This is a genomic window from Paenibacillus sp. FSL H8-0457, from assembly GCF_038051935.1.
Taxonomy (GTDB): Bacteria; Bacillota; Bacilli; order Paenibacillales; family Paenibacillaceae; genus Paenibacillus_AQ; species Paenibacillus_AQ lautus_A.
In genome coordinates this window covers 678,022-702,486 of record NZ_CP150293.1, presented here as the reverse complement: position 1 = coordinate 702,486, position 24,465 = coordinate 678,022, and the positions used below count along the sequence as shown (strand labels likewise).

Here is a 24,465-nt window from a genome sequence, read left to right as displayed (position 1 = left end):
GTCGATCGCCTTCAGCAGCCGGCTCTTATTTCAGCCAAACTTCGCGGCTAGGGAATATGGCAGGAAATCTGTCGTTAAGACACGATATCGTAGCCCTGCTCTTCAATCGCTTCCTTCAATGCGTCAAGGCTGACTTTGGTTTCGTCGTATTCGACGGCCACCGTATTGGATGCAAGATCGACTTTGCCAGAAGCTCCCGCACTCTTCAGCGCGCCTTCCACCGAGTTTACGCAATGATTGCAGGACATGCCTTCCACCGTCAATGTCACTTGTTTCATGCTGTCGCCCTCCTATCGTAAAATGTCGTACATTATCACTTTACTATACCCCCCGTAGGTATGTAAAGTTGGCGAATTTGCTCCTTTCTGCAACAGAAACACGAAAAAAGTAGGAAGATTTATCCTTTTAATCTGTTATAATGTACATGAATCATAAGATTTATACAGGATGGGACAAGCTTTTTACTCCCCTCCGAAATTTTTCCATAAATTTTGATTATTGTTGCAGGAATTACCAATTCGCTGTCGAACTATCTTATTACAGAGATAACGAACTATGAAAGTAGGAACTCTATCATGGTATTTGACGGCATTATACTAGGGTTAATTGTCGGACTGATACGCGGCGGTTTCCGTCACGGACTGCAGCAATTCAGCAAGATCCGCCTGAAGGGCGGCCTCATCTTCCCAATTCTCCTGATCGTACAGCTGCTCATATTCCGTTTTCAAGCGAATTCCGACTGGCTGGCATCCGCAAGCAGCTACGTGTTTATGTTCATCTACGTCGCCGGCATGATCTTCCTTTGGATGAACCGGGACCAGAAGGGCTTTGGCAGCATCTTGGCCGGCGTCTTTCTCAATTTCCTCGTCATGGCGGTTAACGGCGGCAGAATGCCCGTATCGATGAGCGCCGCTTCCGTTCTGGATCCTTATTACGTGGACATGCTGAGCAACAGCACCGTTATCACCAAGCATTATCTGATGGACGCTTCTACCCGCCTTCCGTTCCTGGGTGACATTATACCGTTATCCCCGCCGTATCCAAGAACACAGGTGATCAGTATCGGAGATATCATCATGAACGTCGGCATCTTTCTCTACATTTTCAACCTGATGACCGTGGGGAAGAATACCGCCAACGTGCAAACATTAGGACCGAAATCCGATACCAATGAACGTGTGGAACCACAAAATTGATCATACATCATACCACCTGGAAAGGAGGGAGAACTGTGAAGAAAACTGATAAAATCAAGTATTCCCGCATCGTATTGAATGCCATCATCGTTGCTTCTGTTGTTGTCGCTCTGACTTCCGGTTACAGATTCGGATAATCGACTTCCATAAGAAACAGGCTGGAAAATTCAGCCTGTTTTTTTACATCTTTTTCGTTGTTTTGCATCGCAATATACCTTAAAATGTGGAGAATACACCATTGATTTTATTGAGGAGAAATCATTTATGTCCATATTTAAGCGTCCTAGGTTCTCTCAAGGCTTTGCGGGACAGCTGTATTTTGTTTTTCTTTCTCTTCTGGGCTGTTCCACCTTCCTGCTGGTGCATCAAGGGGAAATCTTCCATTATACTCCTTCCCAGTGGGTATGGGTCTATGCGATGTTAGGCGCCGCCCTCATCTTAAACTACTTCACCTTCCAGCTGCCGCCAGAGGGTAATTTACAGTCCATGGATTCCTCTGTTTACCTGGCATGCATCTTTATCTATGGAGCACCGTTTGCGCTGTCCGTCATCCTGTTCGTCTCCCTTGCCATGGCGCTTTACGACAGAAAAATCCCCTTCTGGAAGCATTTTGTTAATTTCTCCGTGTATACCGTGATGATCGTGGGATCCTCCTTCATTTTCAAAATGGCGGGCGGACAAGCAGGTCCTATTCACAATGATCAATTTGGTGCGTATGTTGCAGCATTGGTTGTTTATTTTGTTATCAACGTATTTCTTGTCGGCTTCTACTATTACCTGTTGTACAAGGGATCGTTATATGATATTTTGAAAACCTTCATGAAAGATACACTGCTTGTTTACCTCAGCACGCTCATTCTATCGCTGGTTCTCTCCATACTCATCGTACATAACGGCGTTTTCGGGCTGACCCTGTTTATAGGTCTCAGCGTGATGCTGTCCTATTCCTTCAAGCAGCTCTTCACGATGTATAAACAGGTACAAGAAAAAGCCATCAAGGATCAACGAACCGGATTATACAATCACAGCTATTTCGAAAATTTGCTGGAAGACGAAATCAAGAAGGCCAAAACCAATGAAACGCCGTTGTCGCTGGCCATGATCGATATCGATGATTTCAAAAAATACAATGATCAATTCGGACACCTGAAAGGCGACATGCTGCTCGGATTTCTCGGCAATTACCTCAAGGTGGAATCCGAAACGGCCGAGGTGGTGGCCTCCCGCTTCGGCGGCGAGGAATTCACGATCCTGATGCCGGGTTATGATGACCATAAGGCACGTTCCTTCATTAACAGGCTCCGCAAAAAGCTGAACGATACCTATTTCGACGGCGTCGAGATTTTTCCGTCCGGCTGTCTCTCCTTCTCTGCCGGCGTTGCCTCGTACCGGATCGATATTCATGACAAGTCGCAGCTTGTCGAGCTTGCCGACCAAGCGCTGTATTATGCCAAGAAACAGGGCAAAAACAACGTGCATGTATATGGAAGTGGCGCCGAAAAGGAATCCGAGATCGACTTTGCGGAGGACGTCCGCGACATCGAGCAGCAGCTGAAGCTGTTCCTGTATAAAGACGTGGATACGTTCAAGCACTCCAAACGGGTCTTCCGCTACGCCATGGACATCAGCGAAGTGCTTGGGCTTGACAGCGTGGAGCGCCGCAATTTTGTGCTCGGGGCACTCATTCACGATATCGGCAAGCTGGAGATTCCTTGGGGAATCTTGAATAAACGGGACAAGCTGACAGCCGGCGAATGGGAAACCGTCAAACGGCATGTCAGCTGGGGCAAGCGCATCGCGGAAACGAACGAAAAGTTCAAGGAACTGGTTCCTTACATCGAACTTCATCATGAACGGTATGACGGCGGCGGCTATCCTCACGGCTTCAGGGGCAGCCAAATCCCCAAGCTGTGCCGGATGCTGACCATTATCGATTCCTTCGACGCGATGACGACCGAACGCCCTTACCAGAAAACGAAAACCTTCGAGGAAGGGATTGAAGAGCTGCTCCGCTGCTCGGGCACGCAGTTCGATCCGGAGCTCGTTGAGCTGTTTATCCGTTATTTAAGGCTCAAAGCCGAAGCGCAGCAGCAGCCTGCAGCCGGCCTGGAGACCTCTTAAAGACCACCTCCCCTCTGCCTTTCTCATCTCTTGGGATGTTTGATACTTCCTCAAATAAGGTATAAAGGTAGTATCACAACGTTAAATGAGGTGAGATCGGTGGCTGACAAGAAAAAGGATCTTCCGCTTCACAATGGTCCCGGCAACATGGATCACCCTGAACAATATCCGACGGAACAAGAAAGCCTGTTCGACAAATTTGAGAGCGAGCAGCATGTGGACCCGATTCCGATGGAAGACGCCAGGCTGGAGCGCCAGGAAGAAAAGCAGCGGGATGGGACGTCGAAGAAGCGTTCATCCAGCGACGATAAGTATCACAGCGGCTTTTAAAAATGGGATTGGCCTTATCACTGCAGCGTAACTTGAACTTATGGGCTCCGTTTTGGCGGAGCCTTTTGATTTCCCCGTTTTTTCTTTAATATAGAAGGGTATGTATTCTGATCTAAACCCTAGAGATTATATAAAGAGTGGAGTGGACCCTTTGTTTTCCATATGGACTTTAAACCGTGTGCAGCGAAGGATGCTGCTGGTACTGATAGCGACGGTTCTGGTGTTGTCATGTCTGCTGGTGCTGACCGGTCTTCATGAACGTTCACCCAGCATAAGCAGCGTGATCGAAGAACGGTATATCCAAAGTGCGGCCATGATCAGCCACCCCGGTGGAGACCTGGAAGAGCATGCCTCCAGTGTCATGCCCGGTGTGCCGCTTATGATTGCCGGACTTTCCGCTATATTCGGAAGCATGGAGGCTGCCCTGATCGGCTATCAGCTGCTCCAATGCTTGTTTCATGCATTTTCCGTCTACTTGGTGTTTGTGCTGTCCCGCTACATGTTCAATACGCGGATCGCTTTTCTCTCTTGCATGATCTATGCGCTATTCTGGCCGGCTTATGGCGCCGTCCGCCTGATCCTGCCGGATACGACCATGCAAACTTTGATGCTTCTTCTTGTCTGCGCCGTCATCGGAGCGCTTGAATTGAAGCAGGCGGGATGGTACGCGGCTGCCGGCGCGCTTACGGCACTTATGGCCTGCTACAACCTCCAGGCGCTGCTGTATCCTGTATTGTTCATTGCCTTCTGGATCAAATACCGCAGTCCGGTCAAGATCGTAACCGGGGGGATCCTTCTCATTAGCGCGGGATACCTGCTCATCTTGTCTCCATGGTGGCTGAACATCCCGCTGTTCAATAAATTGAGGTATATGTCCGGTCCGTGGAATCTCGCCGCGCTGTGGCTGGAATCCAGATACATCGAGGGCAATCCATTGGTTCATCTGTTCCGAAGCATATTTGCGGGCCGCACCTCCAAATATGCGGCTGCCATCGGAAACGAGGAAGCAAGAAAAATCGTGCAATCCGCATTGGATGCAGTCCGTCTGGTCATGCTGTTTGCCGGGGTCGCCGGCATCATCTGGTCCGTCTGGAAATACCGTCTGAAGCGGCAGCTGCCGGTGCTCCTGACGCTGCTGTATTTCATTGCCGCCGAATGGCTCGTTCCGAGCCTGGACGGCACCGGATTTCCCTATGCGGTCTTCCTGCTGCTCTACGCGGCATTTCTCGCGGACAAAGCGATCATTTACGCGCATAAGACTCGCCTGCTTCGCAAATAAGCATCGCTCCCGAAGCCGGTCCGATCACGGTGGCCGCCTGCGCCTGAAAGCACTTTGATGTTGTGCTTTCAGGCGTTTTTTTCATATTTTTGTAGAACCTTTCAGGTTGGTAAAACGTCTATATTAGTATCGAAGCTTCCATACATTCATGCCAGGAGGAATGACTGCATGAAATTAAACCGTAAATTCATCGCCATCCTTAGCATCGCCATAGCAAGCGTCCTGACGATAAGCACCATCCTGTACTTTACCGATGCTTCCGATCGCTCAGGCGGGAAGCACCGCATGAACGACAGCCTGAACGGTCAGGCGCTGATTCAAGTCGGCGCCACCTACATCACGCGTACACATTTAACCGCCTACAAGGATAACCTCACAAAGAGTGACACCCCCCTACCTGATGACTCCGCGCTCCTTAAAGACATGGCAGCAAAGGAATTGATGCTTCAGCTGGCTGATGAAGAGGGCGTTGCGGCAAGTCTGGAGGATGGGGCTCAGAGGGCAAGGCAGCTTCGGGAAACGCTCGAGAGCCAGCCGCGACAAGTGCAAGAGCAGCACATGCGCATGCTGGATGCGATGGGCATCAGCGAAGATCAGTACTGGGAAGACTACTCCCCGCCGGAATATCGGGACATGCTATCGATCGAACGATTCATGAATAAACGGACAACGGAAATGAAGACAAACCAGCCTGACGTCATAACCAGCACGAAGCAGCTGAAGGAAGATCTGCTGAAAAAGGCTGTCGATGAGCAGAGAATCGTCGTATTGGATCCGGATATTCAATGGAGATAACGCCGCATTGGTATATAATGGAGTAAAAGTCCATATGTGATCATGGGAGGATATTATGAAAAAACGCTTCTCTTCTGTTCCTGCTTTTGCACTCGGCGCGATCGTCGGCGTGGCGCTGACAGCCGGTACGGCCGTTGGTGCCGCCGTTTATCTGAAGGCATTTCCATCCCAATCCAAAATTGTGGTCAACGGATCGGAAGCCCGGCTGTCGGATTCACCGGTAGTCATACAGAACAAGCTGTATGTCCCCGTGCGGGACTTCTCGGAAGCGCTTGGATATCGGGTCGGCTCTGTCGGTCCCGAGGGAATCGGAATTATTCCCCAATCCTCGAGTGGAGAGGCGATCCCGGTCGGCCCGACTGCGCCTTCCGAGTCCGAAGGAGCACCTGCTCACGAGCGTCATTTGGTGAAAAACCTCGGCCAGCTGATCGAAGTCAACGGCGAATTGAATATGCAAAAGATTTATATCGTTATCGCTGCCGGTGAAGCGAGGCTGTATTCGCAAGATGAAACCACCGGCAACGGGCTGCTGCATTATTTGATTCTAGACGGCGATTCTTCCCTATACGACCCATTTGTACAGATGGACGGACAAGCCGGAGAGCTTGATTACAACCTGCCGAATTTCGAAGGTCAGACGCCGCTTCATCTGGCGGTCATCCACAAGAATGACTTCTACATCGACAAGCTGCTGAACCAGCACAAGGCAGATGCCTCCCTTCAAGACGCTTCCGGAAAGACGGCGCTGGACTATGCCGAAAAAGACAGCAAGCAGTATAAATTGCTTACGGCCTACATCAACAAGAACAGCCAGTGATGTCCGAATGCTGCAGAGGCGCGTGAGCCCCACCGTTTACGGCAGCCTCCTTCTCTATGCAGCCCTTCATATGCTATCGGAAGCCCGCTCACTTGGCGGGCTTTTGCTTTTGCCTTTGCTTTTGCGATTTACGGGTTAAAGCCCCGTGTCATTTTTTCACAGCCTAGCTGTAACTTTATGCCCTGGTTATACGTGTGTTACATAGAGGGGAGGACATGAAACTGAACAGTCTGGGATCGATTTATCAATATTACGTGAAAGACGTGTATCGTTACTTGTACTCCCTCTCTTACGATCACCATACGGCCGAGGACCTGGTGCAGGAAACCTTTTACCGGGCTTATTTGTATCTCGAGGATTGGAAGGAAGAACGAATCAAGCCATGGCTGTTTCGGGTTGCCCATAACGCTTACGTGGACTATCAGCGCAAGGCGAGCCGCAGCATCGTCCGGGACGCGGAATTTTTCGATCAGATGATAGACCGGAATACGCCCGAGAACATCCTGCTCCAGCAAGAAGTCCACAGAGAACTCGGACGGATGCTGGCCGATATTCCGGAGAGGCAGCGGCAAGCGGTGCTCCTGGTCGATTTTCATCAATTCACCTACCAGGAGGCGGCGGATATTATGGGCATCACCTTATCCCATATCAAGATCACGTTATTTCGGGCCAGGCAGCGGCTGCGGGACATGAAACGAAAGGACGGGAATTTATGAGCGAAGAATTCAGGCAGCGGCTGAAGGACTATGCGGAGGGCAAGCTGAGCGACGAGGAAAAAAACGAAATCGAACGGGAAATGGAGAAGCTGGAGGAATACCAGGCTTACGTGAACGAGATCATGGATAACGAGCGTTCGAGCGATGCCGGCACCCCGCATGCCGCTGACGGCCAGACCGGCCTCTCGCCCAAGAAAGAAAAGCGAATCGTTCGCCGGGGCAAATGGCGGGCCCGAATCTCCAATACGTTGACGGTGATATCGGCGTTTCTGGCGATATTCGTCATCAGCTCGATCATAACGGCGCTGTTTTATGGGGTCGGCGATCCCAGCCGCAACGATAAATATCGGGATGCCATCGCTTCCGCCATCTCGATCTCGAAGCCTAATATCGACGTACGTTTAAATAGCCAGGTCAGAGCCTTCTTCCGGCAGGAAGTGTACGGAGATATAGACAAACAGGTAGGGAGTGAACGCGTGACCGTCGGCGAATACACCGTCAACTTCCTGTTCGGGCTGCCGTCCGTCGATGTGGATTGGAATAATGGCAGCTCGGGTTCATCGCAGATTTTCTACCGGCCGGATAGCTCTGCGGCGACTTCTTCCGCGAATCAAGAAGAACCCAACGAACAGTCAAATGAACAGAACGTTAGCACCTCCTCTGCAAAGAGCGGCGATTGGTCCAGGCTTGAAAAGCTTCCCGAAGGCACCGTGGCCGAGGCTTATGTATCGTTTAACCGTTTCTTCACGACCGACGAGCTGCTGAAACAATTCGAAGACCGGAATATGGAGGCCGTCTGGTTTGCCGTCGATACCGGGCCGGATAACCGATTCGGCGGCGGGGACGGCGTAATCTCCCATCCTGTCGGCTTTCCTTCTTATCCCGTCTGGCATCATGACGATTTGACAGTGACCTCTTATCAGGAGCAAAAAACGGGATGGTTTAGCAAAACCACATTTAGCGGCGGACATTACCCTTCTGTAGACACCTACGGGGACGGGGAGCTGCGGAATGAGCACTTCATCAAATCGCTGCGGCTTCTGCAGGAGTATGACCTGATTGCCGAGCGGGTGGCTCCCTTCATTGACGTGGACGCTTCCGTAGCTTACGTGGAACAGAACGGCGTTCGCCTCTATGGCGCCGTCATTACCGGCCCTGTCAAAGAGCTGCTGACCTTGCGCGAGGTATCCTGGGTCCACGATCTGCGGGTCGGGGAAGTGCGGCTGTGGAATTGGATCGAGTGATGGTCTTATGGCGAGTGCCATATACTGCAACTGGCTGGCTAACATGAAATGAGGCCGCCGGCCCTCTGAGCATGCCCCGGCCACGCTCCGTGCGTCCAGAGATCGATGCGCACGATATGCACAATGACATAGGGCAGCAAAAAATCCCGGACTTCTTCCTTCATGGCAATTCCGGGATTTTTCGTTAGTCATATAAAAGATTCAGGTCATGAATGATCCCTGCTGCCTGCGCTTGCCTCGTGGGACCATAACTCCATTTGCTGCTTCTTCTCCCGCTCTTCCCGGATCCGGCGGTCCCTCTCCATCGCATCAGCAATATAATCGCGCGGTTTCAGCTTGCTGTTGATGTTCAGCAAAATGCCGATCATGATGAGCTGCAGCAAAGCAATAACAACCAGCATGACATCCCTCCTTCTACATGGATTATGGATACTCTTGAACATTCCTACTTAATATAACACCTTCTCCCTCTATCAAGTTGGGAGTGAAGCTTATGGTCATAACCCTCATGAACGATGATACATGCCATGAATCATAAGAGCTTCGCCCATGCGCTTACCCATATCCTCCACTTTGCCAGACTTCCGAGAATCCGTTAAACTGGTAAGACGATAAACGAAATACGAAATGATTGGTGAATTTCATGACATCCATACCCTTTTATAAACGCCCGTACGGCGGTGAGCGTCAGGATATTCCGTTTGCGAAGCTGGCTTCTTTCGAGAACAGCCGGGACCTGATCCGCGATGACGCGCCGGATGCGGCTTTTTTTCGCGGCTTGGAATCCCAGGGACTGCTGCTGAACCGCGCCCAGATTCAGGCCGTACGACATACGCAAGGACCGCTGCTTACGCTTGCCGGCGCAGGCTCCGGCAAAACCTCCGTGCTGGTCAGCCGGACAGGCTACCTCATTGCCGCCAAGAGCGTCGAGCCGTCTTCCATCCTGCTTGTCACCTTCTCCTCCAAGGCGGCGGCCGAGATGAAGGAGCGCATCATGGCGCTTCCCGGCTTGAGGTCCAGCGAAACCGCCAAGGTAACGGCAAGAACCTTCCATTCCTTCTTCCTGTACTTGCTGCGAACCCGCGGCTACAAGCAGGAAATCCTGAGCAACGCCAGGCATCAGCAATTTATCATGAAGCGCATCCTGCGGGAAATGGGCTTGCAGGATAGCTACGAAGCCGAGACGCTGCTATCGCTGTGGTCCGCCCACCGGATGAGTATGACCGGACTTGACGAGCTGCCTGTCAAAACGCCTGCCGAGGTTGAACAGCGGCAGATTTTTGCCCGGTATGAAGCATGGAAGGAAGAGCATGGCCAGATGGATTTCGACGACATTCTGGTCTTGTCCTATCGTCTGCTGTCCCATGATTCCGGACTGCTCGCCTCCCTTCAGAGCCGGTACCGTTATGTCATGGTCGACGAGTTTCAGGATACGGGACTGCTGCCTTATGAGCTGCTCAAAAAAATCGTCGCCCCGCACCGCAATTTAATGGTTGTGGGTGACGATGACCAGACCATATATGGCTTCAACGGGGCGCGCAACGAATTCATCCTGGAATTCGACCAGACGTTTCCCGGGGCCAAGGTCGTGACGCTCGATATCAATTACCGCTCCCTCTCCTCGATCGTCGGGCTGGGGAACGAAATTATCCGCGTCAATGAACGGCGGCGCCCCAAGCAGCTGCGGTCGACCCGCAAGAGCAGCAGCGTGCCGCTCTACCTTCGACCCGGTGATCCCGATCAAGAAGCGGAGCTGCTGCTGACCCATATCACCGAGCAGGTCCGGGAGCACGGGAAGCAGTACCGCGACCATGCCATTCTCTATCGCACCGCAAACAACAGCCGGGCGATCTTCGAGCAGCTCGTGATGCGGGAAATTCCGTTCATTCATTATGAGAACGGGGATCTGTTCTACGAGCAGTGGATCGTCAAGCCGCTCATGGATCATCTGCGGCTGTCGCTGGACCGGCGCAATTTCACGGCGATGGAGGGCATGCTTCATACGCTGTACATCAACCGCGACAAGGGCATGGCTTTCATCCGGCAGCAGGATGCTCCGCGGCCCAAGAAAGGGCCTCTTTCGCACCTTCTTTCCTTCCCCGGGCTGAAGGATTTCCAGATCGAGAATATAAGGGAACGCTCCAAACTCATCAAGGGCCTGAAGGCGATGGAGCCCCTTCAGGCCGTGCAGGAAATGAGGCGGCAATTCTACGATAAATTCCTGGAGGCCGACGAGCGGCAGGAGATCACCCTCCATAAGGAATTCATTCAAGAGGGGCTGGATGAACTGGAGGCTTCCGCCAAGCGCTTTGGCGATATCGCTGAATTCGTCGGATTTGTCGACCGGCTGATCATTATCCATAAGGAAATGGCAGCCATGAAACGGGATGAGCATGCCGATGCCGTCCGCTTAATGACCATCCATAAATCCAAGGGGCTGGAATTTCCCTCGGTGTGCCTGATCGGAGCGAGCGAGGGCATTCTGCCGCATACGTCCGCTTTGGACGCCGAGCGCAGGGACGATCAGCGCCCGCTGTCGGACAAAGAGGATAAGGCCTTGGATGCGCTGGAAGAGGAACGCAGATTGGCTTATGTTGCCATCACCAGAGCACGGGATGAACTGGTGATCAGTTCCCCGGGCTTTTATCGCGGACGGAAAGCGGAGGTTTCCCGCTTCTTCCGGGACGTGTTCCTCACGGATGAACAGAGCAAACAGGGCAACAGCATACCGAACAAGGGCGCAGGGTCAACGACCCGCACAGCCTTTACGGCCAAACGTACGATCCGCATAGAAACCTCGGCCAAGCCTTCATCGCCTTCCGCTTCTGCCAGACGAAGGACCGGGAGCGACGTTAACCAGACGAGCCAACTTTTCGGTTCAGGTTCACGGTCAGGGTCGAGTTCTGCTCCCGAGCCGCAGTCTCCGGCTGCTCCCGCTGCGACGGAGATCGTCGACGTATGGCTGTGCACCAGCCCTAATTGCAAGGGCTGGCAGCGAGTCAACGCACGTATCCCTGCTAAGACGAGGGATCGGGAGAGCAAGGCCTGTCCATTATGCCAGGCACCCATGAAACAGGGTCGTAAAGAAGTTCCGGTGCATCACAGGCGCTAGCGAGAGCGGTTTCTGGAATCATGAATTCAAACGATTATCGCAGCTTTTGCCATTCTTACGCCATACAATATCGGCCTGCCTTCCAAAGGCTGGCCGATATCCAAAAAAGACTGAACCCTTCCGTTCCGAAGCGAACGATCGGGTTCAGTCCTTTTTTTCTATTTCTGGTGCTGTTCGATATAAGCATCAATTCGAGCCATTACATCTTGCGTAAGCGCAGCGATCTTAGCCTGCGCCTCTTCATACGTGCTGCCCTGAACAGCAAAATACAACTTGATCTTCGGCTCCGTGCCGGACGGACGAAGGCAGAACCAGCTACCGTCGGCAAGATGGAATTTCAACACATTCTCTTGTGGCAGACCATATAGTCCCAGGCTGAAATCCTCGGTTTCGCTGAGTTCAATCCCCGCCGCTTCGCTTGGTGCCGCTTCACGCCAAGCGCTCATGATACCTGCAATCAGCTGTACGCCTTGAATGCCCTTAAGCGTTCTCGTCTCCAGCTTCTCGGCAAAATAGCCATAGGTTCGGTACAACTCTTGGAGCACTTCATATAAAGTCTTACCTTGCGTTTTATAGTAAGCACCCGCCTCGGCTATGAGCATGGCTGCAACGACAGCGTCCTTATCACGGGCATAGCTGCCGGCAAGATAACCGTAACTTTCCTCATAACCAAAAATAAATTCAAACGCTCCGGTCTTCTCGAACTGCGTCATTTTCTCCCCGATGTATTTAAACCCGGTCAGCGTGTTGAACACGGTCATACCGTATGCATCCGCAATGGCAGCTCCCATATCGCTGGTCACAATCGTCTTGATGATCGCGCCGTTCTCCGGAAGGGTACCTTTGTTCTTCATGGATTCCAGCAAGTAGTGCACCATGATGGCACCGGACTGGTTGCCGCTAAGGATGAAATACTGTCCTTGATCATCCTGAATGACGGCCCCCATGCGGTCCGCATCCGGGTCGGTTCCGAGAATGAGGTCAGCCGCGCTCGCCTTGGCTTGGGAGATGGCAATCTCAAATGCGGCATGTTCTTCGGGATTAGGCGATTGCACGGTTGAGAAATTGGCATCCGGTTGTTCTTGTTCCGGCACGACATCCACATGCTGAAAACCTAGATGCTTCAGTACCGCACGTACAGGAACGTTACCGGTTCCATGCAGCGGCGTAAATACGATTCGGTAATTGCTGCTGGCTTCAGGTATGATTCCGTGATTTTGGCTTACGCCTGCAACGGCGAGGGTATAAGCATCATCGATCTCTTGGCCGAGCCATACGAGCAGGCCGCTCCCTTCCGCCTCTGCCCGGTCCAGCTTACGGATTTCTTCAAAAGAAGCGACATGCCCGATCTCCTTAATCACTCTGGCTGCCGTATCGGGCGTAATCTGTCCCCCATCCGAACCGTACACCTTATATCCGTTATATTCCGGCGGATTATGGCTTGCGGTAATCACGATTCCCGCCTCTGCGTTCAGATGCCGCACGGCATACGACAATTCGGGCGTCGGACGAAGAGTTTCAAATACATAAGCCTTAACGCCATTCCCTGCGAGCACAAGTGCCGCTTCAAGCGCAAGTTCGGGAGAGAATTGCCTGGAATCGTACGCAATCGCCGCCGATGGCGATTCGTACTCCTGTTTTAACACAGCAGCAAGCCCTTGGGTTGCTTTCCCCACGGTATAGATATTGATCCTGTTGCTGCCCGCACCGATCACTCCCCGCAGTCCGCCGGTTCCGAATTCCAGTTCCTTATAGAAACGGTCTGCGATTTCGCTCTCGTTATGTGCAATAGCGCGAAGCTCATCCTTGGACGCTTCGTCAATCACCCGGCTGTTCAGCCATCGTTTATATGCCTGTACAGCTTGTTCTTGTGCTTGAATGGTCATGTTGTAAATAAGCCTCCATCCCGAAATCATCGATTCGTTATGTTAATTGCGCGGGGCCGATGTGGAATCACGTTCAATGAGTGTTGTCGGCAGCAGCAGCTCCATATGCGGCGCATCCGGCTGCTTCATCCGCCAAAACAGTTGCCGGATCGCCGTTTGACCGAATAGTCTCAGGTCCACTCCCATGGTGGTTGTCTTGGGCGTAGCCAATCTGGAAAGCTGTCCGTTATCAAAGCTGACAATGGAAATATCGCCCGGAATCGAATAGCCCATATTATAAATGGTCGAATTCACGATAAACCCGAGACCGTCATTCACGCAGAACCAGGCAGTCGGCTGTTCGTCCAGCCCCTGCAGCCGCTTCTCCATAAATTCCTGATCTTCCAGCGCATCGCTAAGAATCCATTTCGGGTGCAGCTCCATGCCGAGTTCATGATGGGCAAGCTTGAAACCTTCCAGACGTTCATAATAGCTTGGGGAGAAGGACGTATTGCCAACAAAGCCAATGCGTGCATGTCCCAGCTCATAGAGATACTTAACGACATGATAGGCGCTGAACCGGTTGTTCGTAAGAATGGCATCGGCTTGCACATCAGGATGGTGATGATCGATGAGCACGGTAGGAATACCGGTATCGATCAAGGTGTTCATATATTCGGTACTAAGATGCGAAAGGATCAAGATCCCGTCGACTTCCCTTCCCTCGATAAAAGGGGGCAGCGTCTGATCCTTCATCATCTGCTGGGAAATGGATTGGATCAGCAGCTTCTTCCCTCTCTTCTGCACTTCATTTTCTATAGTAAGGTAGATTTCCCCGAAAAAGCCCCGCATAGAGAAGGCAAAATCCGTTGCTACTAGAGCAATACTGCCTGTAGATTCTTCCTCGTCCTCTTGATCCGAGGATCGTTTGCGATTTCCGGTATAGACGTAGCCGAGCTCATCAGCCGTTTGCATGATGAGCTTGCGCGTCTCCTCGCTGACACCGCCTTTACCTGATAATGCTTGCGAAACCGAATTCTTGGAGATTTGCAAGTAGTCTGCGATATCCTGCATCGTAACTTTTGGCTTGGTCAAGGATAACGTTCCTTTCTCTTTATAGTAAGAATAGTTGTATAGGACGAATGGATTCTCATCATACTATACCGAAAACAATCAGAGATTTGAAAGCTCACGCTCGAACATTACAAACATTATTTTAACGTTACAAAATAATTATGTAAAGCACTATATTTATGTGATTTACCTCACAGGAATTAATTGTTTGTCGTATTTTGGGGGTTAAAGCGTTGACAAACCTATGTGTAATGAACAATAATGTGAATATAACGCTTTCAGTAATTTGTAATTATATTTTTGTAACGTTACAAAATTAGCAATGTCAACTTCCTTTATTGGAAGACCTATTGCATTTAGGAGGAAGGGTCAATATGAAAAAATCAAGAATTTCTTTGCTTCTAGCAATCTCATTGGTAGGTGGAACGGTACTCGCTGCTTGTGGTAACGGCGGCAGCAACGGCGGTCAAAGTGCAGACGGCGTTACCACCGTCGAATTCTGGGCGGCACCGAACCCTCCGCAGCAAGCATTTTGGCAAGAGATGGCCAAAGAGTACGAAACCGTGAATCCGGACGTAAAAGTTAACGTTAGTGCAATTAAAGAATCACCAAGCTCTGAGGCAAGTATTCAGGCTGCCATCGCAGGAGGGAATGCACCGACGGTCGCGGAGAATATCAACCGTGGATTCGCCGCACAGCTGTCCAACAGTAAAGCGCTTGTAGCTCTTGATGAACTGCCGCAATTTAAGGAAATGGTCGAGTCCCGTAACATGACCGAAACGATCGCTCCTTGGGAATTCGCGGACGGCCACCAATATGTATTGCCGATCTACTCTAACCCGATGCTGATCGGATGGCGAACGGATTTCCTGAAAGAGATCGGATATAATGAGCCGCCTCAAACGTACAGTGAAGTTCTGGAAGCCACAACGAAGCTGAAAGTGAAATATCCGGATAAATATATGTGGGCTAAAGGCGCCGACCTTGCAGACCCTACGGCCTGGAAACGCTGGTTCGATTTCTTCTTGCTCTACAACGCAGCTTCCGACGGCAACAAATTTATCGAAGGCCAAAGCCTTGTTGCGGATGATAAAGCTGGCGTGGAAATGCTGACTTTCGTTGATGACCTTCGTAAAGCTGGCGGTGTATTGGCGCAGAATGCAACCGATCCTTTCGAAACCGGTGCGGGGGTATTCACCGATATCGGTCCTTGGACATTCGATATGTGGGCAACGAAGTATCCTGAACTTAAATATGGAGAAAACTTCACCCTGACCCTGCCTCCGGTACCGGATCATATGGATCCGGCAGATGCAAAAACCTACGCGGATGCAAAAGGTCTGGTTATCTTCTCCGCCGCTCCCGAAGCATCGCAGCAAGCCGCCGCTGAATTTCTGAAATGGGTTTATTCCAACGACGAAAATGACGTGAAATGGTTCAAGCAAACCAACCTGCCTCCGGCGCGCGATGATCTGAACGAAGTGGAAGGCTTCAAGCAGATCCTCGCCGAGAAACCGGAACTGGCTCCTTATGCGGAAGCGGTGTCCAAAGGCGTTCCAGCCATGGATAATCCGAAGTTCAATGAGCTTCAAACCTTGATCGGACAAGAAGCATTTAATAAGGTCATCCGCGGGGAGATCGATCCGCAAACCGGTTGGAATAACATGAAGAAAGCGATTGAAGGTGAACTTTAATCATGATTAATAAGCAAAACAATAAGTTGGGCTGGCTTTTTGCCAGTCCCTACATTATTTTCGGATTGGTATTTTTCCTGGGGCCGCTCCTTTGGTCCTTGTACCTTTCTTTTACGAATTGGGACCTGATTGCCCCCGAATTTGATTTTGTAGGGCTGGATAATTTCCGAAAAGCCATGGCCGCACCCGGGGTGCAATCCGCGTTCTGGGTTACCTACAAGTTCATGATGCTGTTTGTTCCATTGGTAACCGCGATGTCGCTCGCCGTCGCCGTTGTTATACAGGGACTGCCCAAGTTCAAAAGCGTGTACCTGATCGGCTTCTTTCTGCCGTATCTGTCCTCTGGTGTTGTTGCATCCCTGATTGTACAGGGCTTTCTGTCCTACAACAGTCCGGTCAATGAATTCTTGAGAGGCACATTCGGGATCAATATCGACTGGCTCGGCTCACCGTTCTCGGCGCTGTTTATCGTCGGTCTGATTTTGGCCTGGAAGTTCACGGGTTATTATGCCTTGATCCTGACCTCGGGGCTTGAAAGCATTGATAAGGAAGTTTATGAAGCAGCTGCCATTGATGGGGTAACCGACAGGCAGCGATTCTGGAAAATCACGCTGCCGCTCTTGTACCCTGCCCTGTATACAACGCTCATTCTCTCGTTCGGCGTAACCTTCGGTATCTTCACGGAAGTTTACCAGCTGACAGGCGGCGGGCCGAACTTTGCAACCAATACATGGCAGATGGAAATCTTTAATCAAGCCTTTACGAATTTGCAAGCCGGATACGCGTCTGCGATTGCCATTATGGCATCCATCGTAACGTTCATCTCCATCTTCGTGATTCGTAAACTGCTGGAAAGCTGGGGGAAACGAAATGGTTGGGTCTAAGAAAAATAGTAAACGTCGTCTCGCGGGCCGCTATGTACTGGCAACCCTTCTGCTTCTCGTCATGGTGTACCCCTACTTGTACATGGTGCTCAACTCTTTTGCCGATTGGGCGCAGGTGGACAGGCAGCTCGTTCCAAGCAAATTCTCGTTAAAATCCTATGAATGGCTTCTTACCGGAGGCGAGGTTGGCATTGCCCGGCCATGGATGAACGCCTTCTTCAACAGCGTCATCGTCTCGGTAGCCTCCACCTTCCTTATGATGCTGTTCGGAATCATGGTGGCCTATGCGCTGTCCAAATTGAAATTCCGGGGACGCGACACCGTGAATAACTTCGTGTTGTTCCATATGTTCTTCCCGGCGATCATTCTGCTGATTCCGAACTTTCTCATTATTCAGAAGGTAGGACTTTACGATACGTACTGGGCTATGATCATTCCGAAGGCCGTCAGTTTATGGGCGATCTTCATGTACACCAACTTTTTCAAAGCCGTACCGGATGCTTTTATCGAAGCAGCGAAGCTGGATGGGGCATCGGATTTCAAGATTTTGTACAAAATCATGCTGCCTATGTCCAAATCCATCACTGCGGTGATCTTCCTCTTCTTGCTGATGGAGCGTTGGACCGAGCTTCTATGGGACATGATCGTTGTCCGCAGCGACGACATGCTGACGCTCAACGTACTCTTGTCCCAGATGTTCGGGCCATACGGCAGTTACCCGGGTCCGCTCTATGCGGCATCCGTCCTGCTTACCGTGCCGATTATTATCATGTTCGCGATCTTCGGCAAAAAGTTCAAGGAAGGCATGCAGTTCAGTCTCAAATAAAACGCTGGTGGCTTCAAATGACGCATCAGAACGTTGCAGGAAGCTCGAATATGAGGGTCTGTACTTTACAACCTGCCTATCCGGGCTTCTCTTAAATAAAGGGATGAAAACAGCTTTCATCCGGGAGTGGAAACGTATGGACAGAAACCAAAAAAAGTGGTGGCAAAAAACCGTCTTTTATGAAATTTACATGCCAAGCTTCTGTGACGGCAATGGGGATGGCGTCGGAGATTTTAAGGGGATCACCTCCAAGCTGGATTACCTGAAGGAACTCGGAATCGGCGGAATTTGGCTGACTCCCTTCTATCAATCGCCCAAGATCGATAACGGCTACGATATTTCGGATTATTATGCCGTCGATCCGGAATACGGAACGATGGAAGATTTCGATGGTTTCATTCATGAAGCCCATCGGCGGGGTATCCGGGTCATTGTGGATCTCGTGCTGAACCATACCTCATCAGCCCATGCCTGGTTCCAGGAGTCCAAATCCTCCACCCTTTCTCCGAAGCGCGATTGGTATATCTGGAAGTCTCCCGTTAATCAAGAGACACCGAATAACTGGGAGTCCTTCTTTGGAGGCAGCGCCTGGGAATGGGATGAAGGCACGGGGCAGTATTATTACCATGCCTTTGCCAAGGAACAGGTGGATCTGAATTGGGCCAACCCGGAAGTCCGGCAAGCCATGAAGGATGTTATGGGATTTTGGCTGGATAAAGGGATCGACGGCTTCCGGCTGGACGTCATCAATTTCCTTAAGGTCTCCGGTGATTTTCAGGATAATCCGTTAGATGATAACGGCGAACAGATCCACCGGTACGATCAGAACCAGGACGGGATTGTGGAGGCGATCGGCGACATTTGCCGTCATGTGCATGAACGCGAAGGCATTTTTATGGTAGGTGAAGTCGGTTCCGAGGATATGGACATCCTGCTCCGCTACAGCGGCAGCGGCCTTCTCGATGTGGTTTTCAATTTCAACCTGGGAAGTCAGGAGCAATTTCGCCCGGAGGATTTATATAGGGAGATTCAACGCATGGAAGACCAGCATGCATCCGATCAGCTCCCCACCTTGTTCTTCAGCAGCCATGATATGCAGCGCCACATCTCGAGATTTGGCGAAGGCGATGCGCAGTTCGAGGAGCAGCGAGCCAAACTGATGGCAGCCCTCATGTTAACGGCGAAGGGCGTTCCGTTCATCTATTATGGCGACGAGATCGGGATGAGGAACCATATCGCGCACCGGATCGAGGACATGAGGGATATCCAGGGCCTCGGCCACTACGAAGCCGCAATTCAGAATGGAAGAACGGAAGAGGAGGCTATGGACTTGGCCCGGGCCAAGAGCCGCGACTACTCCCGATCCCCCATGCAATGGAACGGTGATCGTTACGGCGGCTTCTCGGATCAAACACCTTGGATCGGGATGGGGCCCGGGCACGAACAGATCCATGCGCAAGCGCAACGGGAGCAGCCGGATTCCATGTATTCTTTTTATAAAAAGCTGCTTTCGCTTCGTGTCCAGCATGCCGCCCTCTCTTCCGGCGATTACGTAAAGCTGGAGCAATTGGAGGGATCGGCAATCGCTTATACCAAACGATCCGGCTGCGAGGAAGCCGTCATTGTCCTTCAATTCGGTTATCAGCCGCTTCGGCTGGACCTGTCCGATTGGTCAGACCAGAGGCTGGAGCTGGCTGCTGCAAGCGGCGAGATGGTATCCCTCGGCGGATCGGTAATCGAAGTCCCACCGCACACGGCTGCGGTATGGGTATCCTAAGACGCAATTATTTATGGTTTATATAAGGAGGCATCATACGGTGGCATTAAACAAATCCTCTGTAAAAACTTGCGCAACCCTGCTGCAAGAATATCAATGCAAAAAATCCACGGTCCAGAACCCGGTCAAGCTTTCGTTTTCGGGTGTAGGCGACAAAGACGTATATAATATCACGGCTCCCTTCAGGATTGACGGAGTCACCGTCATTGCAGGCCGGGTGGAGTCGCGAGACAGCGAGCATTCCGAAATCCGCTTCTTCGTGGAGCAGGACGGCACCTGGGTACCGAAAGAAGGCGCCCCTGTCTTTACGCTTCAGGATCCGTTCTTTACCTTCATTCATGGCGAACTGGTTCTGGGTGGCGTTGAAATCTTCCCTCACCCCACGATGGAGAATGCGCTGATGTGGAGAACCGTATTCCGGAAAGGCCAAACGCTGAACGAGCTCTCCCTTTTCTTCACGGGTCCCGACGCGATGAAGGATTTGCGTCTCACGGAGCTGGCAGGCGGCGAAATCGGCGTATTTACTCGTCCTCAAGGCGAAAAAGGCGGCCGAGGTAAAATCGGGTTTACCAAGGTGAGCTCGCTGGAAGACGTGACGGTAGAGCTCGTTAACGATGCCCCCCTTCTGGGTGACCAATTCATCGATTCGGAATGGGGCGGGGCCAACGAGCTGCACTTGTTGAGCAATGGGCTTGTCGGCGTGCTTGGCCATGTTGCCAGCTTCGACGAAGCCGGGGATCGCCACTATTATCCGATGGCGTTTGCGCTAGATCCGCAGACGGGCGAGTTTAGCGATATGGAATTGATTGCCGTACGCGCCGAATTCCTGCCGGGTGAAACCAAGCGTCCGGATCTCGCTGACGTCGTGTTTAGCGGAGGCCTCGTTCGCCATGCTGACGGTACCGCCGATCTCTATGCCGGCATCAGCGATGCGGAAGCGCATCGTATAACCATTCAGGATCCGTTCCTCAAATTCGAACAGTAAGAAGCAGTTTCCAAATAAATAAGAACATTGGATAGGGGTAAACAACCATGAATATTTACAGATATGAGGAGAACCCTCTGATTACACCGGCCGACGTGAAGCCGTATCATGACGGCTTCGAAGTGATTGGCGCCTTCAACGCAGGCGTTGCCGAATATAACGGCGAAGTGCTGCTGCTGCTTCGGGTCGCGGAGCGCCCGATCAGCGCCGATCCGATGATTGTCAAAGCGCCTGTATTCGATGCAGATACACAGAAGCTGGACATTTTGGAATTCCGTACCGACGATGCTCGTTATGATTTCTCCGACCCGCGTGTCATTCGTAATGTGAATCACAGCGCTACCTTCGAATATTTGACTTCCTTATCCTATATTCGAGTGGCACGCAGCACGGACGGTCATAGCTTTACCATCGACGACAAGCCGCTGGTATATCCCGCGCAGTCGCTGGAAGCGTTCGGAATCGAAGACCCGCGCGTTACGCAGATCGGCGATACGTATTATATCTACTTCTCCGCCGTATCTTCGGTAGGCGTTGGCGAATCCATGGTTTCGACGCGAGATTTTGTGAACTTCACGCATCACGGGATGATTTTCGGACCGGACAACAAGGACGTGCTGATCTTTCCTGAGAAAATAGGCGGCAAATACTATGCGCTGCACCGTCCAACGACCAAGAGCACGGGCAACCCGGAAATGTGGATCGCCGAATCCGATAATCTCGTATACTGGGGCAACCATAAACATCTCGCAGGCCTGCGCGATGGCATGTGGGACAGCGGCCGCATGGGCGGCGGGGCCGTACCATTCCGCACGGATAAAGGCTGGCTGGAGCTGTATCATGGCGCAACGTTGGATCACCGCTACTGCATGGGTGCCCTGCTGCTGGATCTGAACGATCCATCCAAAGTCATCGCCCGCTCCAATCAACCGATCATGGAGCCCGAGGCCGATTATGAGAAGAACGGATTCTTCGGAGACGTTGTCTTCTCCTGCGGCGCATTGGTCGATGGCGATGTCGTGAGGATGTATTATGGAGTAGCCGATACCTCCATGGCTTGCGCCGAATTGAGCGTAAAAGAAATTCTGGACAGCCTGACCTATGTATAAGATCTCTGTGTTTGATAACGGCCGATGCATTTGAAATGATCGTTGATGAGCAGAAGATATGCCAAATGGATCCTCGTGTCGCCATGTCACGAGGATCCTCCCCCCAAAACCCGAGGCCTGGTTATTGCAGGCCTCGGGTTTTTTGGCATCCGCATGACAGGCTTCCGCTGCATGCCTGAGTGGCTCAGCCAGGATCCCGGTTTTATTTCCCCGATGCCGCAAATATATATGGAAGCGTATACAAAATAAGTTACAATGAACTTAGGAAATCATCTTATCTCATGCTTCGAATACATACCGAGGAGGAATGCCGTCATGATTAAAGGAATTGCCCATCTGGCGTTCGATGTTGCCGATATGGAGAAATCCCTGCATTTTTACTGTGATGTGCTTGGTTTTACCCGTGCTTTTGATATTCCCAATGATCAGGGCGAACCGTGGATCGAGTACATTAAGGTGCGTGATGGACAGTTTATCGAGCTGTTTTACGGCGGACAAAATAAACCGGCCCGTGTAGAGCGGCCCGTCGGATTCTCCCATCTCTGCCTTGAGGTTGAAGACATCGAGCGCATCGCGGAGCACCTTCGCAAGCAGGGCGTGAAGCTGGACGTCCAGCCGGTTCAAGGAAAAGACTTCAACTGGCAGTGCTGGGCCAGGGACCCGGACGGCAACCGGATCGAATTCATGCAGCTGGATCCGAAATCGCCCCAGATGAACTGTTAGACGCTGCCATCGCCAGCCGAATCTCTGTCATACCTTACCCGTGGCCCCTGTGGAAACAAGCATCCGCTTGATCGCCGTTTTATTATCCTGTGCGCCGTACCACACGAAACATGCAGAGCTGAAAAAACATCCGAACCATGCGGCCGCTTCCCGAAACGAATCTGCCGACAAGGGTCTTGATTGCAACGACATTCCGGCGGCTATCACCCGATAATCTCAAGGTCATCCCGTATACAGGGTTGACCTTGTTTTTTCTTGTGCAAAATGTAGAGACAGGCCGTGCATTCAACATCTTGCCAACTTCTGTTAATCCGGCTACAATATAACCACCGAATTATTCAAATTTGAATAATATGTACATAGTTGAATAAGGAAAAGGAGTATCCTTAACATGAATGCACAACAAAGCAACATCAAATTGGTCGTCGCTGGTCTGCTGCTCGGCATCTTCATGGCCGCCATCGATAACACGATTGTAGCGACCGCGTTATCGACGATTATCCGCGATCTTCAGGGCTTCGACCAAGTCGTCTGGGTAACCTCGATCTACATGGTTGCCGTTATGGCCGGCACGCCGATATTCGGAAAGCTGTCCGATATGTACGGACGGAAGCGGTTCTTTATATTCGGACTGGTTGTCTTCCTGATTGGTTCTGCCCTCTGCGGGATGGCGAACAATATGACAGAGCTTATTATTTACCGGGCGATTCAAGGAATCGGCGGCGGTGCTCTTATGCCGATTGCGTTTACCATCGTGTTTGACCTGTTCCCGCCGGAGAAGCGCGGCAAGATGACGGGTCTTCTCGGCGCCGTATTCGGCACCTCCAGCATCATGGGACCTCTGCTGGGTGCTTTTATCACCGACAGCATCGGCTGGGAATGGATATTCTATGTCAACGTTCCGATCGGAATCGTGTCCTTTATCTTCATTATGACGTCTTACAAGGAATCGCGTTCCCATGCCAAACAGAAGATCGATTGGACCGGGGCAGCGACGCTTGTCGGCGCCATCATCTGTCTGATGTTCGGTCTGGAGCTGGGCGGGCAAACCTATGCATGGGATTCTCCGCAAATTCTGGGCTTGTTCGGGGGATTCATTGCTTTGTTTATCGTGTTTCTGTTCGCAGAGACCCGAGCAGCCGAACCCATTATTTCGTTCCAAATGTTCCGTAAACGCCTGTTTGCTTCAAGCAATATCGTTGCCTTGTTCTATGGAGCAACGTTTATCGTGGCAACCATCTACATCCCGATCTTTGTGAGCGGAGTGTACGGTGGATCGGCAACCAATTCGGGCCTCATTCTGATGCCGATGATGCTCGGCAGCGTATTCGGGAGCCAAGGCGGCGGTATGCTGACGACCCGGACTTCGTTTAGAAACATCATGATCCTGTCCGTCTTGTGCTTTATCACAGGCATTTTCTGCCTAAGCACGATAAGCCCGGATACGCCGCGCTACCTGTTAACGCTCTTCATGGTCCTGACCGGCTTTGGCGTCGGGTTCTCGTTCTCCACGCTCAGCATGGCCTCCATCCATAACTTTGATGCCAGACAGCGCGGCGCGGCAACATCGACGAACTCCTTCCTTCGTTCCTTTGGCATGACGGTGGGGATTACAATCTTCGGGATCATCCAGCGCAACGGCCTGAACAATCGGCTCGCGGAAGCCGGAGGAAACGCGCCGGCCGGTGCCGAGTTAAACGCGCCGGCCGGTGCCGAGTTAAACGCGGATGCCGTCCTTTCGCCTGAAGTGATGGGGCAGCTCCCGCCGAACGTGCGCGAACAGATCACGGCTTCATTGGCCGATTCCATCGCGAACACGTTCATGTGGGCGCTTGTGCCGGCGGTGCTGGCTCTCGTGTTCGTCCTTATGATGGGCAACGAACGGGTGACCGTTCCCGCCAAAGCCAAGGGAGCCTGA

General features: G+C 51.6%; 22 protein-coding genes. 18 read left to right on the top strand and 4 right to left on the bottom strand.

Features of this window, described 5'->3' with window-relative positions; genetic code table 11:
- Positions 1-74 precede the first annotated feature (74 nt).
- Positions 75-278, bottom strand: coding sequence for a cation transporter (locus MHI43_RS03060; protein WP_009594149.1), 204 nt, complete (start codon positions 276-278; stop codon positions 75-77).
- A 297-nt stretch (positions 279-575) separates the two neighbouring features.
- Between MHI43_RS03060 and MHI43_RS03055 the strand changes: the two genes are divergently transcribed.
- From MHI43_RS03055 to MHI43_RS03020, 8 genes are all read left to right on the top strand, one after another.
- Complete coding sequence (locus tag MHI43_RS03055) at positions 576-1,196, top strand: DUF5317 domain-containing protein (RefSeq protein WP_012818791.1); 621 nt, start codon at positions 576-578, stop codon at positions 1,194-1,196.
- A 264-nt stretch (positions 1,197-1,460) separates the two neighbouring features.
- Entirely contained in the window at positions 1,461-3,317 is a 1,857-nt protein-coding gene (locus MHI43_RS03050; protein WP_012818789.1) for a diguanylate cyclase, read from the top strand.
- 99 nt (positions 3,318-3,416) lie between these two features.
- Positions 3,417-3,647: a hypothetical protein gene (locus MHI43_RS03045; RefSeq protein ID WP_009594140.1), complete on the top strand. Its 231-nt coding sequence runs from the start codon at positions 3,417-3,419 to the stop codon at positions 3,645-3,647.
- 178 nt (positions 3,648-3,825) lie between these two features.
- The gene (locus MHI43_RS03040) at positions 3,826-4,926 is read left to right on the top strand and encodes a glycosyltransferase family 39 protein (RefSeq protein WP_341283222.1); all 1,101 of its coding nucleotides are present in this window, start codon (positions 3,826-3,828) and stop codon (positions 4,924-4,926) included.
- A 168-nt stretch (positions 4,927-5,094) separates the two neighbouring features.
- Positions 5,095-5,721 (top strand): hypothetical protein, encoded by a 627-nt coding sequence (locus MHI43_RS03035; RefSeq protein WP_012818787.1) that lies wholly within the window; start codon positions 5,095-5,097, stop codon positions 5,719-5,721.
- 55 nt (positions 5,722-5,776) lie between these two features.
- Positions 5,777-6,538: a stalk domain-containing protein gene (locus MHI43_RS03030; RefSeq protein ID WP_012818786.1), complete on the top strand. Its 762-nt coding sequence runs from the start codon at positions 5,777-5,779 to the stop codon at positions 6,536-6,538.
- 215 nt (positions 6,539-6,753) lie between these two features.
- Positions 6,754-7,254 carry a sigma-70 family RNA polymerase sigma factor gene (locus MHI43_RS03025; RefSeq protein WP_012818785.1) on the top strand — a complete coding sequence of 167 codons (501 nt, stop codon included), beginning with the start codon at positions 6,754-6,756 and terminating at the stop codon, positions 7,252-7,254.
- Complete coding sequence (locus tag MHI43_RS03020; protein WP_012818784.1) at positions 7,251-8,498, top strand: anti-sigma factor; 1,248 nt, start codon at positions 7,251-7,253, stop codon at positions 8,496-8,498. The genes MHI43_RS03025 and MHI43_RS03020 overlap by 4 nt, the downstream gene beginning before the upstream one ends.
- 206 nt (positions 8,499-8,704) lie before the next feature.
- On the opposite strand, the gene MHI43_RS03015 is transcribed toward MHI43_RS03020, so the two are convergent.
- Positions 8,705-8,899: a hypothetical protein gene (locus tag MHI43_RS03015; RefSeq protein WP_012818782.1), complete on the bottom strand. Its 195-nt coding sequence runs from the start codon at positions 8,897-8,899 to the stop codon at positions 8,705-8,707.
- A gap of 242 nt (positions 8,900-9,141) precedes the next feature.
- On the opposite strand from MHI43_RS03015, the gene MHI43_RS03010 reads away from it, so the two are divergent.
- Positions 9,142-11,610: a UvrD-helicase domain-containing protein gene (locus tag MHI43_RS03010; RefSeq protein ID WP_012818781.1), complete on the top strand. Its 2,469-nt coding sequence runs from the start codon at positions 9,142-9,144 to the stop codon at positions 11,608-11,610.
- Positions 11,611-11,768: 158 nt separating this feature from the next.
- Here the strand turns inward: MHI43_RS03010 and MHI43_RS03005 are convergent, their stop codons facing one another.
- Entirely contained in the window at positions 11,769-13,496 is a 1,728-nt protein-coding gene (locus tag MHI43_RS03005; protein WP_012818780.1) for a phospho-sugar mutase, read from the bottom strand.
- 42 nt (positions 13,497-13,538) lie between these two features.
- Complete coding sequence (locus MHI43_RS03000) at positions 13,539-14,570, bottom strand: LacI family DNA-binding transcriptional regulator (RefSeq protein WP_012818779.1); 1,032 nt, start codon at positions 14,568-14,570, stop codon at positions 13,539-13,541.
- A 353-nt stretch (positions 14,571-14,923) separates the two neighbouring features.
- Between MHI43_RS03000 and MHI43_RS02995 the strand changes: the two genes are divergently transcribed.
- The 9 genes from MHI43_RS02995 to MHI43_RS02955 all read left to right on the top strand — a co-directional run bounded on the left by MHI43_RS02995 (position 14,924) and on the right by MHI43_RS02955 (position 24,465).
- The gene (locus MHI43_RS02995) at positions 14,924-16,243 is read left to right on the top strand and encodes an ABC transporter substrate-binding protein (RefSeq protein ID WP_012818778.1); all 1,320 of its coding nucleotides are present in this window, start codon (positions 14,924-14,926) and stop codon (positions 16,241-16,243) included.
- Positions 16,244-16,248: 5 nt separating this feature from the next.
- Complete coding sequence (locus MHI43_RS02990) at positions 16,249-17,127, top strand: sugar ABC transporter permease (protein WP_235201867.1); 879 nt, start codon at positions 16,249-16,251, stop codon at positions 17,125-17,127.
- Positions 17,114-17,953, top strand: a complete 840-nt coding sequence (locus MHI43_RS02985; protein WP_012818776.1) for a carbohydrate ABC transporter permease — start codon at positions 17,114-17,116, stop codon at positions 17,951-17,953. Before MHI43_RS02990 ends, MHI43_RS02985 begins: the two co-directional genes overlap by 14 nt.
- A 136-nt stretch (positions 17,954-18,089) precedes the next feature.
- The gene (locus MHI43_RS02980) at positions 18,090-19,730 is read left to right on the top strand and encodes an alpha-glucosidase (protein ID WP_012818775.1); all 1,641 of its coding nucleotides are present in this window, start codon (positions 18,090-18,092) and stop codon (positions 19,728-19,730) included.
- A gap of 40 nt (positions 19,731-19,770) precedes the next feature.
- Positions 19,771-20,715: a DUF1861 family protein gene (locus MHI43_RS02975; protein WP_012818774.1), complete on the top strand. Its 945-nt coding sequence runs from the start codon at positions 19,771-19,773 to the stop codon at positions 20,713-20,715.
- 47 nt (positions 20,716-20,762) lie between these two features.
- On the top strand, positions 20,763-21,824 hold the full coding sequence (locus MHI43_RS02970; RefSeq protein WP_012818773.1) for a glycoside hydrolase family 130 protein: 1,062 nt from the start codon (positions 20,763-20,765) through the stop codon (positions 21,822-21,824).
- Positions 21,825-21,869: 45 nt separating this feature from the next.
- Positions 21,870-22,073, top strand: coding sequence for a hypothetical protein (locus MHI43_RS02965; protein ID WP_341283221.1), 204 nt, complete (start codon positions 21,870-21,872; stop codon positions 22,071-22,073).
- 66 nt (positions 22,074-22,139) lie between these two features.
- On the top strand, positions 22,140-22,547 hold the full coding sequence (locus tag MHI43_RS02960) for a VOC family protein (RefSeq protein WP_012818772.1): 408 nt from the start codon (positions 22,140-22,142) through the stop codon (positions 22,545-22,547).
- 391 nt (positions 22,548-22,938) lie between these two features.
- Positions 22,939-24,465: an MDR family MFS transporter gene (locus tag MHI43_RS02955; RefSeq protein WP_012818771.1), complete on the top strand. Its 1,527-nt coding sequence runs from the start codon at positions 22,939-22,941 to the stop codon at positions 24,463-24,465.

Bases quoted from the DNA above. Each gene is read 5' to 3' on its own strand.
- MHI43_RS03060 (WP_009594149.1), bottom strand. From the start codon at position 278: ATGAAACAAGTGACATTGACGGTGGAAGGCATGTCCTGCAATCATTGC.
- MHI43_RS03055 (WP_012818791.1), top strand. From the start codon at position 576: ATGGTATTTGACGGCATTATACTAGGGTTAATTGTCGGACTGATACGC.
- MHI43_RS03050 (WP_012818789.1), top strand. From the start codon at position 1,461: ATGTCCATATTTAAGCGTCCTAGGTTCTCTCAAGGCTTTGCGGGACAG.
- MHI43_RS03035 (WP_012818787.1), top strand. From the start codon at position 5,095: ATGAAATTAAACCGTAAATTCATCGCCATCCTTAGCATCGCCATAGCA.
- MHI43_RS03030 (WP_012818786.1), top strand. From the start codon at position 5,777: ATGAAAAAACGCTTCTCTTCTGTTCCTGCTTTTGCACTCGGCGCGATC.
- MHI43_RS03025 (WP_012818785.1), top strand. From the start codon at position 6,754: ATGAAACTGAACAGTCTGGGATCGATTTATCAATATTACGTGAAAGAC.
- MHI43_RS03020 (WP_012818784.1), top strand. From the start codon at position 7,251: ATGAGCGAAGAATTCAGGCAGCGGCTGAAGGACTATGCGGAGGGCAAG.
- MHI43_RS03015 (WP_012818782.1), bottom strand. From the start codon at position 8,899: ATGCTGGTTGTTATTGCTTTGCTGCAGCTCATCATGATCGGCATTTTG.
- MHI43_RS03010 (WP_012818781.1), top strand. From the start codon at position 9,142: ATGACATCCATACCCTTTTATAAACGCCCGTACGGCGGTGAGCGTCAG.
- MHI43_RS03005 (WP_012818780.1), bottom strand. From the start codon at position 13,496: ATGACCATTCAAGCACAAGAACAAGCTGTACAGGCATATAAACGATGG.
- MHI43_RS02995 (WP_012818778.1), top strand. From the start codon at position 14,924: ATGAAAAAATCAAGAATTTCTTTGCTTCTAGCAATCTCATTGGTAGGT.
- MHI43_RS02985 (WP_012818776.1), top strand. From the start codon at position 17,114: ATGGTTGGGTCTAAGAAAAATAGTAAACGTCGTCTCGCGGGCCGCTAT.
- MHI43_RS02980 (WP_012818775.1), top strand. From the start codon at position 18,090: ATGGACAGAAACCAAAAAAAGTGGTGGCAAAAAACCGTCTTTTATGAA.
- MHI43_RS02970 (WP_012818773.1), top strand. From the start codon at position 20,763: ATGAATATTTACAGATATGAGGAGAACCCTCTGATTACACCGGCCGAC.
- MHI43_RS02965 (WP_341283221.1), top strand. From the start codon at position 21,870: ATGAGCAGAAGATATGCCAAATGGATCCTCGTGTCGCCATGTCACGAG.
- MHI43_RS02960 (WP_012818772.1), top strand. From the start codon at position 22,140: ATGATTAAAGGAATTGCCCATCTGGCGTTCGATGTTGCCGATATGGAG.
- MHI43_RS02955 (WP_012818771.1), top strand. From the start codon at position 22,939: ATGAATGCACAACAAAGCAACATCAAATTGGTCGTCGCTGGTCTGCTG.